The following is a 15,447-nucleotide window of genomic DNA, read 5'->3' as shown; positions in this document are numbered from 1 at the left end:
AATAGTTTTGGTTAGTTGATTTGTTGGATTGGATGGTTGTGCTGATTTAATTTCTACAGGAGCAATACACTTTAAAGTTTTTTACTCTAGAATTAATTTAAGGGGATTTGTTCTTGCTCATCATGGATAAAGAATTGGTCCGAATTCAGTATACAGGTAAAAGGATTTACTAATCTTTTACAGGTTAAGCTTATCGGAAAATTTATACTTGGTTAAAATTCATTGTGACTGTACAAAACGATTGCTGCACAATTTTTATCTAATTTATAATCACTGCAGCCATAAATATATGATTGGAGAGCGCTTCCTTTTAAAATATAATAAAAAACAGCCTTATTTAGAGCTATAACACTTAATTTCAAATAGTTAAGAAAGTTGTATATCTGAAAAATATAAAATTATCAGTTTGATTTTATGCCTTAATTGTTTGTCAGATTCTGAAATGGCCATAACTTTTATTTGATTAATAGCCCAAAGGGTTTAAATAATACTAAAGTATTTGGGATGGCGACTTTTGAGTATAAAATTAATAACTGATGTAGCGATAAAAAATATATTTTTGGGTTGTAAACCACCTGGCATGAAATTCCTTTTGCTTACTATTTTATCCTTCTTGTTATTCACAAGCTCCCGCTCAGCGCAGCGTGACAGTCTTTTAAAAGTTTTAAAATCTGAAATTTCAAATAAAGACAAATATGAGCAAGCAAAACTCACGAGAATAGAGCGTATGAAGGCAAATCTCAAATCGAACCATGGTAGCAGCTTCGGAAATCTGCTGAAACTGTTTGAAGAATATGAATATTACCAGTTTGATTCTGCATACAGATATGGTGTAAAATTACTCGAGGTAAGCACAGCAATGCAGGACAGGGAAAAAATTAGCATAAGTAAGGTTAAAATATCTTCATTACTACTTCATGCCGGTATGTTTAAAGAAACGTTCGATTTGCTTATAGAAATTAACCCTTCTTTATTAAATTCAAGTTACCGTTACGATTATTATTGCCTGAAATCAGGAGCCTACTCCAATCTTGCCATATACAATGGCAACTCAAATTTTACTGATAAGTACAATCGCCGGGCTGTCAGCTACCTTGATTCAGCGCTTACCTTATGCAGTCCAAATTCCTTTGAAGAGTTATTTACAAAAGGAAACAGACAGGTTGTTGCCGGAGAAACTAATAAAGAGCCGGTATATTTTTTGAGTTTATTAAAAAATTATACCTTAACAAAGCACCAGCGTGCAAGAGTACTTACAGGGCTTGCTGCGTTTTACCAAACTGAAAATGAGAATGATACCAGAGTTAGTCTGTTAATTGAATCTGCAATATTTGACATCAGATCTTCAGTGCGGGAAACTTTGGCTACGCTACTGCTGGCGGAAGATTTATTTAGCCACGGACATTTGGAAGATGCTTACACATTTATTCAGCATTCGAGGACAGATGCTGAGTTTTACGGCAACAAGCTCAGAAAGCTGAAAATAGAATCGGTATATCCTGAAATTGCGTCTCAGGTTAACATTGTGGCTCAGAAAGATAAAAATCGTTTAATGATTTATTTTCTCTCCATTTCTTCTCTTAGCATTTTGATTCTGCTGGTTTCATTCATCATTTTTATTCAACTCAAAAAAGTAAGGGCTAAAGAGCGGATCATCGAGCAGAAAAACATCGAACTTGAATCTTTTAATACCCAGCTTGTACACATTAATGATAAACTTCGCGAATATGCTATGGTTAATGAGAAATACATTGGTTATTTCTTCGAGATGGTGTCGGCTTACATCTTAAAGCTAGACCGCCTGAAAAGAAGTGTCGAAAGAAAGATGTTAGCCAAGCGATATAACGAAGTATTGCCGACACTGAATTCAATTGATATAAAAACTGAAAGAGCGCTCCTGTATAATACATTCGATCGGGTTTTCGTTAGTATTTTTCCAAACTTCATCCAGGCTTTTAACGATTTGCTTAAGCAGGAAGACCAGATTTTTCCTAAAGCACCGGAAGTACTCAATGTAGATCTGAGAATATTTGCATTAATCCGTTTAGGAATCAATGATGTTCGGGCGATAGCAGCAATATTGGAATATTCTGAGAATACGATATATGTCTATAAAATGCGCATTAAAGCTAAGTCATTGGTTTCCAGCGAGGAATTCGATAAATCAATTATGTCTGTTAAAGCGGTGTAGAAATAAGTATTGGTTTGGATTTCCTAATTCATTTGTTACAGATGATTATTTTGGAACACGTATCTCTTCATCCCTGATCAAAAGAATTGGCGCTTATACCCTATTGACCATTTAACTTTTTACCTTCAGCAATAATGATTTTATTAATTTCACCAACCTGCTTGATATCCATCTTTTCAACCGCCCTATCATAAGTTAACAAACCATTCACCTCATGCTCAACATCGGTTGTTTGAGTATATACAGATACGCTGAGTCCTTTATATTTCATGAGCTGTTCTATTTGATTCATCATCAAGACATAACGATCTGTCAATGCCTCAGGGGTAGGTTCATATGCATAGGCATTATTTTCCACAGGCCACATATGCCCCCTTACAAACAAACCAACGCCACCATATTCTCCGAGCGAGGCCGCCCGTTTAGCATCTGGCTTGGAGGCACCATACGGCCCCACATAAATATGGGTATCAACAAAATCGCCATTGAGTGGATCTCCCGCTGCTTTCTGGTAACCCGGATTATTATTAAAACCAGAATTTCCGTTAACCAGCCGTGATGGGTCATATTTTTTAACCCAATCGGTAATTTGGGGCACATCGAAAGCACCCCAGTTTTCATTGAAAGGCACCCAGGCAATGATTGATGGTGAATTATAATGCTCGTCCATAATCGCTTTAAGTTCTTTACGAAAAACAGTGCGTACCTTTGCTGTATCTTCATGCTGGTACCATATTGCAGGCATGTCTTGCCAGAGGAGTATGCCCATTTTATCTGCCCAGTAATAAAAACGTTTAGGTTCTGTTTTCATGTGCTTGCGGATAAGGTTAAAGCCCGCCTTTTTGGTAAATTCTAAGTCGAATTTCAAGGCCTCCTCTGTTGGGGCGGTGAGAATCCCATCCGGCCAATAGCCTTGGTCTAGTAAGCCAACCTGCATTACAAATTTTCCATTAAGCAGTGGCCTCATCAAATTGGCCACCCTTCCAATTTTGATGTCCCGCATCCCGAAATAACTCATCACTTTGTCAGTGGTTTCTCCATTTGCATCTGTTGCAGTAATACTCAAATCATACAAAAATGGTTCCTCCGGCGACCAAAGCTTTGGATTCGGAATCGATAGATACAAGCTCTTCCCTATCATACCGGTAGATTGTGAAACTATCCTCTTTCCATCCAGCGCAGTAACCGAAACCTTGGTAGCAACGCCATCAACAATTACCTGAAGCCTGCTATTATCTAAGTCGGGCAATAGTCTGATATTTTTTATGTGCGCCTTAGCAACCGGCTCCAGCCATACACTTTGCCAAATGCCTGAGCTGAAGGTATAGTCGCCACGGGGGCCATTTTTTCCTGATGGCATCCGCCCATCATTTGAATCATAAGCGGCAACAATAATTTCATTTTTTCCAGGTGTAAGAAATGATGTAATGTCTAAAGAAAATGCATCATAGCCACCGGAGTGCTGACCTGCTTTTTTACCGTTAATAAATACAGTGGCATCATGGTCAACGGCTTCAAAATTTATCAACACGTTTCTCCCATTCCACTCTTTGGGAATTTGAAAAGTCCTATGATACCACATATTTATTTCCTGCTTGCGCTCTATGCCGGAAATCACAGACTCAGGGCAATATGGCACAAGAATGTGATCTTTTTTTTGTGAGAAATCTACAGGTAAGCTAGGGTTTAAAGCTGTTGCTTTCTCTTTTCCTCCAATATAATCCCATCTACCGTTGAGCGACAGCCACTGATTCCGTACGAACTGAGGACGTGGATAATCAGGAAAAGGATTCGAACTGTTTATCGCCTCAGTTGTCCATTTTGTAGGCAATTTTGGCGTCTGTGCATAGGCGTTAAGTTTTAAAATGCCGTTCAGTAAAATGCCAGTGCTAACATAAATTGCTAAATACTTGATTTTCATAAAGCCGGGAATATCTGGTATAACAGGCAATATAGCAATTTGAAAACACAAAGTAAATCGATTTATATTGAAATAAAGATTTCCGGATTTACATGAGACTGCGCAAAAAGGTAATTTGAGCAGGATCATTTTAAGCAGGTTTTAGGTCTAGTTCATTCCAATATAAAAAAAAATACTATTTATTTTCGTAATTACCAACATTAAATAATGTGTTTATGCGACCACATCGAGATACGGGTGTCGGTTATAGACAATGGCATTGGCATTCTAGATAAGGAAAGTGAAAAAGTCTTTGGCAAGTTTTACCGTGTTAAAATTCAAGCAATCTAGCTGCCGGTTATGGGATTGGCCTATACCTTTGCTCTGAAATTATTGCGCTACACGGGGGCAAACTCGGAATCATGTCCAGTCCAGCAGCTAAAGGTACAATGGTTTATTTTACTCTACCATTATAGATGTTTTATTCAGAGTCAGGGCGGTACACAAAGCTAATACCGTCTAACTTACAAATACTTAAGACTTTATCCAAACTAAAACCGAACCGGTCTGACAGGCGAATTCTGGCCAGCCAAGCTTTTCGATAACAATTTCTTACTCAATGTGCCCCATATAAATCACGAAGTTTATTTGAGTACCGCCCGATTATAAAGCGTTACAGGCAATAGCGCAATAATCTAATTGGCATAATAAACGCTTTACTAGTGTGAAGTTATTATTCATACCTTAATACATTAATGGGATTGGCAACTGCGAAAAGTTACTCTAATCAGTGTCAGCAATAATGATTATGTCACAGCAGATGCAAAAGGCCAATACTTAGTGAACTTCGATACGAAAATTATACAACCATTTATTCATCAGAATAGGCTAATTGTCATGCAATTACATTTAACGGTAAAACCAATTTAACAAATGAGCCATTCAGCATCTTCACTAATTCTAAATTCGAAGCGCCTAATACCTTTCTGATTGCTATTCGCGGGAGCGTTGCTGCGCTATGAAAGAAACCAAGCCAAACAAAACTATGAATTATCAAACTGCCGAATGCTGTTAACAGAATAGCTGTGACGCGCAAAGATTCATAGTATGACTGTATATAATCATCCAAAATTTGGCATCATATGTCAATTTGAAAATGCACTTCTCCAGACCGACTCAATTTCTTTTTTTGAGATGCTTATATTTTCTTTTTCAAGCTTCACGCCCATTTACCTCAAAAATGACTTCTATTCACTAAATCGATCATAATGTCTAATACTACTGCTTTTAAATGGACAGTAGTTTCCGCATAAGTACATAATCAGAGGCGGCGAAAAGAGCTAAAAGATGCTAAAATGAAACGCGGTATTACAAAAAACGGACGGAATCTTTTCCTATGGAAACGGGAGATATTCGGATTTGTAAGCGTGCTATGAAGACTATTTCCAACTCAATGATATGAAGCATGTCTCGGTTAAGCTTGCAATCGTTTCTATTATAAGTTCAATCACCCATGGGCCAAGGTCGAATTGAAAGTGTCTTTCTGTTTAAGAAATCTGTGAGATGCATAGCGAGCGTAAAAAAGTTTACGGTCTGGGAATAAAATTTTACGGTGATGCTGAAAGCTAAGGAACTGCCGGATGACATCCCTTAAAAATTTGTAAGGATTTATAAGGCCGCCGAAGAGCCGGTCAATAACTTCCTACGCCTCCAGGTTAAGTTTCTTGAATAGCTCACGTGTGATGATTTTGACATTTTCGGCCAGCTGGTGATAATTACAGTGCTTAAGGCCCAAAGGCATCAGCAATCCGTTTTCCCTTTTGACCAGGTCTATAGTAATTACCGAATCTGGTAGAATATCCTCGTTCCCCTGCAGTTGTGCATAGAGTGAGGTTGCAAAGACTTTCTCAATACCTACGTTAAAACAACCATAGGTCTCCAGACCTTTCAGCGTTTTCATGTTCATTGAAATTTCAAATCTTGTTTCCATAGTCCACGTCAATAAAAGAGCCGCCCTAAGGCAGCTCGTGTTAAAAATTAATGAATTAAAGAAATTATTGGATCTCGATCTGGCGGCTCTGTACCCTGGCCTCCTCTCGTTTTGGAATGTCAATACACAGCACGCCGTTTTCATACCTGGCCTGGATGCCGTTATCATCAGCTGAATCCGGCAGAGTGAATGAGCGTAAAAATGATTTGTAGCTAAATTCACGTTTGTTGAAATTGCGGTCTTCCGGCTCTTGCAGCTGATGCTGCTCAACAGAAATGCTCAGCATGTCTTTTTCCAGTGAAAGCTTGAAATCCTCTTTTTTCAGTCCCGGCGCAGCCAGTTCAACATGGTAATGGTCACGGCTCTCACTGATATTTGCCGCAGGAACTCTGCTCACCATACGTTCTGAAAAAAAGGTGTCGTTAAAAACCGAATCGAAGACATCGGTAAAGCCCGGCATCAAACCATTCTTTTTTACATTTCCGTTTCCATTTGGATTAAATTTAACCAGAGTCATAGGTCTTTCCTCCTTAAATTGATTTTTTTAATGATTAAAACTTATAATTAATTAAACCCTGAACTTTGCGTTCATAGATCATATATCGAATAAAGTACCAAAACAAAAACAGCTCCCTATAGCTGAGAAATTTGCAGAAAAAATGAAAAAATATCAGGGACGGAATGCCAGAAATTCAGCTTAATGCTCTGCCTGTGATTTCAATAGCGACCTTTAACGCAGGTAAGTTAAATTTTTCCGCAAGAGGAGTTAACATAAAGATGGAACATCCTGATAAGCAACCCATGCCCAAGGTTTGATGATTATCATGAACTTTTAAACAAATATTATGAAGAAATCTGAGCGTTCATTTGACAAAGCCAATTAGCACAGGAAAGTTATTCATGCCACTTTTCAGAAATGAACTTACCAAATATATTTAAGCCTTAATATTGTTTATTTAAAAACTAAGTAATAAATTTATAGTATATTAATATACAATATATACCTCATGAGATTTAAAAGTAAAAACATAATGATTGTTGGCGCCAGTTCGGGGATAGGACTCGATTTGCTCCATCTCCTTATAAGTGAAGGCGCCACTGTTTATGCAGTCTCCAGAACCAGCTCGGATAGCTGGCCGGTGTCAGTTCATTACCTGGAAATGGATGTATGTCATTTTTCCGAATCACTATTTTCATTTGTACCCGATAAACTTGATGGATTGGTTTACTGCGTTGGCAATATCAATTTAAAACCGTTTAACAGAATTTCCGAATGTGACTTTTTAGATGATTTCAGGCTTAATGTTGTGGGCGCTGCACAATCTGTTCAACATTCATTAAAATCCCTTAAAAATTCTTCTTCAGCTTCAATTGTACTGATCAGTTCTGTTGCGGCAAGGACGGGTATGCCGTACCATGCGAGCACGGCTGCCTCAAAGGCTGCAATTGAAGGGCTTGCGATTTCCCTTGCTGCAGAGTTTAGCAGTAATAAAATCAGGGTAAACGCCGTTTCACCTTCACTTACAAATACCCCACTGGCATCGAAGCTGGTCAATACACCTGAGAAAATTGAGGCATCAAACAAAAGGCATCCCATCGGAAGAATCGGTTCGGCCAGAGATATCAGCGCTGCAATTGCTTATTTGTTATCAGAAGACAGTGCCTGGATAACCGGCCAGGTTATCGCTGTGGATGGCGGGCTGAGCAAGCTTAAAACTTCGATGTAATTTAAAATGAACTGAACTATCCAATATAAAAATTGATAATGTATAATATATTAAGAGCACTTCTACCCCTGATAAATTCGTATGAAAGCGGTAGTACAAGCCCTAAAGATGATTTAGGCAACTTCCTTAAATGGTTGGACATCCAGCCAATAAAAAATCACCTCAGCGATGAAGACGAGCCTGAATGGCAGGGAAAAGTGGATGGTCGGTCGGCTGACAGCGTTATCAATACTGGTCTTGTCCATTTATATCGCTATGCAAAAATACATGCGAAAATTGCGATAGCTGGAAGCATATTCTCCACTCCGGATGAGTTCATATATCTGATTTGTCTGAGCGCTGGCGGTCCGATGAGTAAGACTGCACTCATTAGAGAGAATATTCATGACAAGCCAGCCGGAATATTAATAATTAAAAGATTATTGGATAAAGCGCTAGTTGCTCAGGAATTCTCCAGAACAGATAAACGAGCGGTAGTTATTGCAATTACCGATAAAGGAAAGCTGGCGCTTAGTAAAAGTATGGATAACATTCGCACTGCATCCGCAAACGTTACACAACCACTATCCCAGCGAGAAAAGGTGCAACTGATTAGCCTGCTCCGTAAACTAGAGGCTTTTCATTATGAGGAAAATTTTAAAAAGGTAACCAATAAGTAAGCTATGAAAAGTATTTATGACAGTGTTTCGATGCAGTGTAGCCGGATCGTAACCAGAAATTACAGTACAAGTTTCTCCCTGGGCATACGCTTTTTGGATAAAACCCATCAAGATCCGATACATGCAATTTATGGCTTTGTAAGGTTAGCGGATGAGATTGTAGACAGCTTCCACGAATTTGATAAGGCGACGTTGCTTTTGAAATTCAAAAGAGACTGCAATGAAGCCATTGCGGAACGCATCAGCTTAAATCCCATTCTCAATGCATTCCAAAAGGTAGTAAACCATTTCAATATCAATCTTGAACTGATAGACCTTTTTCTGCAGAGCATGGAAATGGATCTAAATAAAGAGACCTTTAACAATGAGCGCTACGAGCAGTATATTCTCGGATCTGCAGAAGTAGTTGGTTTGATGTGCCTTTCTGTTTTTGTCGGAGGGAACAAAAATGCCTATGAAAAATTAAAGGAACCAGCCAGAAAACTTGGCTCTGCATTCCAGAAAGTGAATTTCCTCAGAGACGTTAAGGATGATTTTAATCTGCTCGGCAGGAATTATTTTCCAGGCGTTAATTTGTCCAGCTTTTCCGCAAGTGAAAAACTTGCTATCGAGGCAGAGATTATTAAAGAATTCAAAGAAGCATTGGGAGGAATCAAACAATTGCCACCCTCTGCGAAAAAAGGCGTGTATCTGGCCTATACCTATTATAAAAAACTCTTCAATAAAATCCAGAAAAAAACTGCCGAACAAATTATGGGCGAACGGATCAGGATTTCTAATGGCCATAAAATCTCACTCATGGTGGGCTCTACATTTCGCTTAACATGTGGAAGCATTTAGTTTCACAAGAAATTTAATTAAGAAATCGGCAAATGAAAAGCAACCCGACCAACGAAAATCAGCTTCTGCTGCAAAAGGCTTAATTTTATCGATTATCCTGATGTATCATTTGTATTAGAGACGGTGGTTCAAAAGAAATAAAGCTACACCAACATATTTAATGCTTCAAAATTTGTATCATAGTTTTGGAGGTTACAACCTTTGTACTTACTTCATAGTTTATAAATAAGTAAGGGTGTTGTGGATATATATGAAGTCTTTGTATTTTTTGGGCAAAAAAATATGCTATACTTCGACTAATACCCTTTTCCATAATATAAAGCCTAAACGGCTACATAATTCGCCTACGAAATATTGGATATCTGCCGGTATTTCATTGACTATGCAATAGCGAATTTTATAGTTGGGATTGTAACTAAGGTAGATGAGCAGGTCGTCGGTAGAAAATCCACGTCCATAAAGGGATTTTAAATGCTGCGTTTGGAGCTCCCTTGCTATTCTCTCTAGACGCTCATTCATAATCTTTGCCAGGGATGGCGGTGGCCTGAATTCGGTCTCAAAAATAGGCAATACGGTAACAGTCATGGCGCAAATATAATTTCGCTATTGAATATGCAATAGCGAACATGCTAAAAAACTGTTGCTGAGGAAAATATTTTTTCCATAACTGCTTAACCGAGGTCCAGCCCACACACGTAAAAAGCAGTCCGGGGACATATTGATAGCATCATTTGCTTTTTCGGCTGGCGACAATGCGCTGGCGGTGATTGATTCCCCAAACCCTCAATTCATGTAAAACCCTGTGTAAAGACCGAGTGTAATCAGTAATCTCGTAGGTCACAGTAACCGGAACTGTTGGGGTAACCCGGCGGATCACAAATTGATTCAGTTCCAATTCCTTCAGTTCTTTCGACAATATCTTTGGCGTGATATCGCCTAGCGTGCGTTGGATATCCTTAAAGCGAGCCGGACCCTCGGTCAGCGCGAACAGAAGCGGTAATTTCCATTTACCATTCAGTACATATAAAGCGTCGCGGATGCCGGCGACCCCTTCGGTGCAGGTATTCTGGGCACATGGATGCTCTTTGGGAACGCCGTTGGTCTGATCTGTTTTCATGCAGTAAAGATACTACTATCCCAAACGATACTGGTATCCTTTGGGATAGTAGTATCTTTTTGAAAGTCGAACTATTTACGTTTGCAGTGTTAAAAAAACAAGTATATACAAAAGATATTGCAAGTCATTTCGAGCCCCAATGAAGAGGCATCATTCAGTACCAGGCTGGGAAACGCGGTAGTTGAACAAATCAAAGCTGCACATCCCGGTAGCGCGGTTCAGGTCCGTAATCTGGCCCAGAGCCCCTTTCCTCACCTGGAAGAAGCCACACTGGCGGCATTTTATACACCCGCTTCAGAACAAACCACTGCGACCAAAGCAGCCCTTCAGCATTCTGATGAAGCTATAGCGGAGCTGATGGAAGCGGATATGATAGTGGTAAGTACACCCTTATGGAATTTTAGTATCCCCTCAGTACTTAAAGCATGGATCGATCACATCGTCCGGGCTGGTGTCACGTTTAAATACAGCGAGGCCGGCGCTGAAGGCCTTGTTACAGGTAAAACCGTATATATCGCCATAGCGTCGGGCGGGGTTTATTCCAGCGGACCCTATCAGATCTACGACTTTGTTTCCACTTACCTGAAAAGCGTACTGGGTTTTATGGGTATGACCGATCTCAAGATTTTCAGGGTAGAGGGTGTTGCCTATCCCGGACAGGCAGAAGCTGCCATGCAAAAAGGGCTGGACAGTATCACGCTCTAATCAAACTAAAGGAGAGAGACGGTGATCATTCTCCTTTTTCTTTTATTTATCCCATTAAATCATTAAACTTCCATTAATTGCTCCGCTCCAATTGCTTGCTCAACATTTTCCAAGCAGTTAACCTACGCCAAATAAATTTGGCCATAAAGAATCCTGTTAATCATTCGCTGAGCGAATATTTAACTTGCTGAACTTTTCCTAGAAAGCACTAACAGGTATCTTGAGTACGCGTATCATCAGTCAGAGATTAGCAATGAAGCACAGCGGTTGGTATTCTTCAAACAAAGGTTGATTAAGTAGCCAGCCTTTGATCTTGGCTATCATGACAATACATACCTCATTCGACAATCCACTAAAAACCTAAACATTAGTCCCTTAAACTTTAGAAAAAACAGTAATACTCAAAAATCGTTTAACAGGGATCATCCGTTGAATGTCAAGACCTTTTTCGAACATGTTTGCGATTGCGTGGACAAGTTTCTGTAATTGTCTATTCTTTTTCTTCCGATACCCTTTTATCAATCTAAATGTAGCTTTTAGCTTCAATATCTTTCAAACAAGTTGCGTACATTGTACCGTCCTGAATTTACTTGTCGTTTGACATAGCGAAGAGGAGATGGTTATGAAAGAGGCAAATGGCCAAACTTTCAATATTAGGCTGGCTCCTTTTCAGTTTGGAGCGTCTCAAATTTGCACTAAAATTAATGGGCAATGGTTTTCTTTACTGCCCATTAATTTCATATTAACTTGGTGGTTAAAATTTGGAATGCTGTTCGTTGTGAGTAGTAATAGCTTCACCTATCTGGTTTACCAAGGATTCTGGTAAATCATCCATCGTTCCCCAGGCCAACCCATTTTCTGCTGCAGTTTGTGCATAGACAACGCCAATCTTTTCATCCCGATCAAAAATGCGGTAGGTACCGTTATCCAGTGGTTCGACACGCAGTAACCCGTGGTCAGTGTGAACGGTAAATCCTAAATTGTTTTCTAATTGCTGACTTCCCTGTTTATGATATACCTCATTCCTCACCTTGGATTCAGCAACCAGGTCATGGATTTTAGCTTCTTCATTATGGCGCTGATCAATTGATTTGACATTACCGGAATCTGCAATCTGATTAGCTGAAGTGCCGATTATATTGCCTCGATCGAAATGATGATGTTGGTAAAAAGACAAATCTTGCTCCTCTATAACGGTTCCCTCTATCCTTGAGGCCGCCGGGCTTCCGAGCGCTGTGCGAATCTGGCTCTCAACATCACGCGTCACTTCTCCAATAATATACTGAGGAAGGGCCATCAGCTGGCTTTCATGCGTAACAGGTATGATAACTTTCTTTTCATCGTCAGCAAGACTAATGTATCCAATCGGAATTAATACCGCTTTATCTTCATCGATCACTAGGCTTTTGCTCAGGTCAATGATCAGATATCTTACAGCATTTTGAGCTGGGTCAATCAACAAATCTCTGACAATACCGATATCAGTTCCGTCTTCACTTCTTACCGGCCAACCAATAATATTCGCCTGTCCATCATTAATAACGTAATTACTATTTGTTAGTTCTTCTAAATTAATATACTCTATAGTTCCTGTGCTCATAATAAAAGATTTTAGACGCAAAATTACATCTACAATCTAACACGGTTTTCACTTAGAAGGTTTTGACAATATTAATCAATTCAAAAACTAGATGACACATTAAAACAGAAGATTGGCGGTATTGTATCATTTTGCATAATGAACTCTCGCTAACTTGTATATTTCGGAGAAACTGACCATGTGATTCCGTGGCAAACTGACCACCTGAATTGCTGGCGAACGATTGCAGCAGATGCTATAGGTATGATGTCAAAAGTAATGATTTAAAAGTAATTTTTACAGATAGGTATTTTCAGGGACGATGGTTCTCTTTTTACGCATTGATTCGCCTTTGAGTTCTATCCTGTGGGCATCGTGAACAATCCTGTCCAAGATTGCATCGGCAATCGTTTTTTCTCCAATTACCTCATGCCATTTACTTACCGGAAGCTGTGATGTTATAATAAGTGATGTCTTACCATGCCTGTCCTCAATAATCTCCATTAGTGCAGCTCTACTTTGTGAGTCAAATGGCTGTATCCCGAAATCGTCGAGTATCAGAAGCTGTTGCTTTTCAATACGTGAGATCTCTTTGATATAAGATCCGTCAGCCTTTGCCATCTTTAACTTTGCGAACAGCTTTGGTGTACTTCCATACAGAACCCTGTAACCGAGCATACATGCCTGATAACCGATTGCTGAGGCAAGATAACTTTTTCCTATCCCGGTACTTCCTGTTATGAGCAGGTTTTCGAACCTGTCGATGAAGGTACAGTCCGCCAATCTCATAATCTGGTTTCTGTCAATGCTTCTTTCTACATGATAATGCAGATCCTCTATGGATGCCTTGTAACGGAACCTGGCATAAAGGATCTGTCGCTCAATCTTTCGGTTTTGCCTGTCATCCCATTCGGCCTCTATGAGATGGGCCAATAGCTAATCAGCGGTATACTCTGTGGTCTGCCCGGTTTCAATACTGCTCTTGAAGGCATGGAACATTCCGTAGAACTTCAGCCTTCGCATTTTGTCAAGTGTATTCGTATTCATCTTTATATGGTTTTAAGGGTTATTTATAGTAATCGCCCCCACGGATGTTGTCATGGGATGGCATTGGCAGTTCATCGGCGAACAGGCTTTCCTCATACTGGTCAAGGTTGCGCTCAAGTATGGTCTGTATGGTTTTATAACTGTATATCCCAAAGCCAAGGGCTCGTCTGCAGGCGTTGATCAGCCGCTGGTTCCCAGCCTTCTTCGCAAAGCTTAATATGCCAACGCATGATTTATAAGCCTGCTCAGGATGTTGTTTTCTGTCGAGTATCTTAAGGATATAAAGCCTGACATCCTCATCTATGCTGGATGCCCACTCCAGAAAACGGTCCGGTGTCCAGTCCGTCACGAACTTATGGGTAGTGGCCATATGGTCCTTATCGGTGGTATAACTATAGGGACTTTTCATCCGTTTGTGCATCGCTATGCGCTCATAGTGATAGAAGATCTCCACATTTGACCTGGAATAGAGTATCTTGATTTTTTTACCGATAAAACGAAAAGGGACGCTGTAATAATGCTTGTCGGGACCAAGATTGACGTGTCCGTTCTTCATCACCGTTGCGTGGTGCTGTTTCTTGAACTCGTATTTCAGTACTGGCAAGGGATTGAGTGCCTCCCGCTCAATTTCCTCGAACTGGAGGCGCCTGCTATAGTTTCTTCCCTTAAGTGGCTGGCTATTGTGCGCCTCAAGTGCCACAAGTATCGCGGCGTTCAATTCTGTAAGGGAGTGGAAGACATGTTTTCTTAATGGCGCATAGATCCGGCTATAGGCGATCTTAACAGCTCCTGCAACAAGTGCCTTATCCCTTGGGCGGTATGCCCGTGCAGGCAGAATAGTTGTTCCGTAGTGGTCAGCAAAATCGGCAAAGGTCTCGTTCAGCGTAGGCTCGTATTTGTTGCTCTTTGTTACCGCCGCCTTGAGGTTATCGGGAACAATCGCCGCTGAGACCCCACCAATATAATGGAATGTATTCTCGCACGCAGATATAAAGTCTTCTTTCTGTTGTGTGAGTACGGCCTCAACATAGGTAAGCTGGCTGGCACCAAGGATGGCAACGAACACCTCGACATCAATCACCTCACCGGTTTCCCGGTCAACAATGGAGAGCTTTTGTCCAGCAAAATCAACAAAGAGTTTATCGCCCGCCTTGTGGTCAAGGTGCATCACCGGGTTCACACGGGACTTCCACTGGTTATAATAGAAGCAGAACTGCGTATAGTGAAAGCCATTGGGAAATTCCTTTAGATAAGCTTCCCAGAGCATTACACGGGTCACCCCAGTGCGCTTAAGTTCTTTGTCAATACCGGGAAAACAACGTTGTAAGGTTAAAAGACGGCTGTCGGGTGCCCGTTCCCGGCTCTTTCCAAAAAAATCCTCAAGTTCTTTGTCATTAAGTGCATTTATCTGTTCAAATGTACACCCACTGGAATCAAACGCACTGAAGTATCTTTTGGCTGTATTGCGGGAAACACCGACCTGAGTCGCTATGGAAAGCTTGCTTCGCCCTTGGCTGTACATTCTGAGAATCTGTCTTATCTTGCTCATGCTAATAGTGGTATTTGCCATCTTCGGGAATTATATATCTCCCAAAAATAGACTTGTAACTATAGCATTTGCTGATCGTTCGGACTGGTCAAATTGGTCCGAAATCCGGTGGTCAGTTTCCCGCGGAACAGGTGGTCAATTTA

General features: G+C 40.3%; 11 protein-coding genes and 2 pseudogenes. 6 read left to right on the top strand and 7 right to left on the bottom strand.

Annotated elements, in window-relative coordinates; translation table 11 throughout:
• Nucleotides 1-580: 580 nt before the first annotated feature.
• Nucleotides 581-2,191, top strand: a complete 1,611-nt coding sequence (susR, locus tag QWY86_RS17410; RefSeq protein ID WP_290243930.1) for a SusR family glycan utilization regulator — start codon at nt 581-583, stop codon at nt 2,189-2,191.
• Nucleotides 2,192-2,291: 100 nt separating this feature from the next.
• On the opposite strand, the gene QWY86_RS17405 is transcribed toward susR, so the two are convergent.
• Nucleotides 2,292-4,112, bottom strand: a complete 1,821-nt coding sequence (locus QWY86_RS17405; RefSeq protein ID WP_290243929.1) for a glycoside hydrolase family 2 protein — start codon at nt 4,110-4,112, stop codon at nt 2,292-2,294.
• Nucleotides 4,113-4,453: 341 nt separating this feature from the next.
• Between QWY86_RS17405 and QWY86_RS20165 the strand changes: the two are divergent.
• A pseudogene (locus tag QWY86_RS20165) lies at nt 4,454-4,567 on the top strand (hypothetical protein); the annotation flags it as partial.
• 1,226 nt (nt 4,568-5,793) lie between these two features.
• On the opposite strand, the gene QWY86_RS17400 reads toward QWY86_RS20165, so the two are convergent.
• Nucleotides 5,794-6,081, bottom strand: coding sequence for a hypothetical protein (locus QWY86_RS17400; protein ID WP_290243928.1), 288 nt, complete (start codon nt 6,079-6,081; stop codon nt 5,794-5,796).
• Between the two features lie 64 nt (nt 6,082-6,145).
• A complete protein-coding gene (locus QWY86_RS17395) occupies nt 6,146-6,598 on the bottom strand; it encodes an Hsp20/alpha crystallin family protein (RefSeq protein WP_290243926.1) in 453 nt (150 codons plus the stop codon).
• 490 nt (nt 6,599-7,088) lie between these two features.
• On the opposite strand from QWY86_RS17395, the gene QWY86_RS17390 reads away from it, so the two are divergent.
• The 3 genes from QWY86_RS17390 to QWY86_RS17380 are packed head-to-tail and all read left to right on the top strand — an operon-like array spanning nt 7,089 to nt 9,307.
• Nucleotides 7,089-7,808: an SDR family NAD(P)-dependent oxidoreductase gene (locus tag QWY86_RS17390; protein ID WP_290243924.1), complete on the top strand. Its 720-nt coding sequence runs from the start codon at nt 7,089-7,091 to the stop codon at nt 7,806-7,808.
• Nucleotides 7,809-7,846: 38 nt separating this feature from the next.
• A complete protein-coding gene (locus QWY86_RS17385; protein WP_290243921.1) occupies nt 7,847-8,467 on the top strand; it encodes a MarR family winged helix-turn-helix transcriptional regulator in 621 nt (206 codons plus the stop codon).
• Between the two features lie 3 nt (nt 8,468-8,470).
• The gene (locus QWY86_RS17380; protein ID WP_290243920.1) at nt 8,471-9,307 is read left to right on the top strand and encodes a phytoene/squalene synthase family protein; all 837 of its coding nucleotides are present in this window, start codon (nt 8,471-8,473) and stop codon (nt 9,305-9,307) included.
• A gap of 727 nt (nt 9,308-10,034) precedes the next feature.
• Here the strand turns inward: QWY86_RS17380 and QWY86_RS17375 are convergent.
• Nucleotides 10,035-10,424 carry a winged helix-turn-helix transcriptional regulator gene (locus QWY86_RS17375; protein ID WP_290243918.1) on the bottom strand — a complete coding sequence of 130 codons (390 nt, stop codon included), beginning with the start codon at nt 10,422-10,424 and terminating at the stop codon, nt 10,035-10,037.
• A gap of 117 nt (nt 10,425-10,541) precedes the next feature.
• On the opposite strand from QWY86_RS17375, the gene QWY86_RS17370 reads away from it, so the two are divergent.
• Nucleotides 10,542-11,129: an FMN-dependent NADH-azoreductase gene (locus QWY86_RS17370; protein ID WP_290243917.1), complete on the top strand. Its 588-nt coding sequence runs from the start codon at nt 10,542-10,544 to the stop codon at nt 11,127-11,129.
• Nucleotides 11,130-11,883: 754 nt separating this feature from the next.
• On the opposite strand, the gene QWY86_RS17365 is transcribed toward QWY86_RS17370, so the two are convergent.
• The 3 genes and pseudogenes from QWY86_RS17365 to istA form a co-directional block, all read right to left on the bottom strand.
• Complete coding sequence (locus QWY86_RS17365) at nt 11,884-12,729, bottom strand: PRC-barrel domain-containing protein (RefSeq protein ID WP_290243916.1); 846 nt, start codon at nt 12,727-12,729, stop codon at nt 11,884-11,886.
• Between the two features lie 276 nt (nt 12,730-13,005).
• A pseudogene (gene istB / locus QWY86_RS17360) lies at nt 13,006-13,755 on the bottom strand (IS21-like element helper ATPase IstB).
• A gap of 19 nt (nt 13,756-13,774) precedes the next feature.
• Nucleotides 13,775-15,325 (bottom strand): IS21 family transposase, encoded by a 1,551-nt coding sequence (gene istA / locus QWY86_RS17355; protein ID WP_290243913.1) that lies wholly within the window; start codon nt 15,323-15,325, stop codon nt 13,775-13,777.
• Nucleotides 15,326-15,447 lie beyond the last annotated feature (122 nt).

The sequence above is a fragment of the Pedobacter aquatilis genome, from assembly GCF_030409415.1.
In the GTDB taxonomy this organism is placed as follows: domain Bacteria; phylum Bacteroidota; class Bacteroidia; order Sphingobacteriales; family Sphingobacteriaceae; genus Pedobacter; species Pedobacter aquatilis.
The sequence above is the reverse complement of the archived record's forward strand: the minus strand, read 5'-3'. Positions and strand labels throughout refer to the sequence as shown.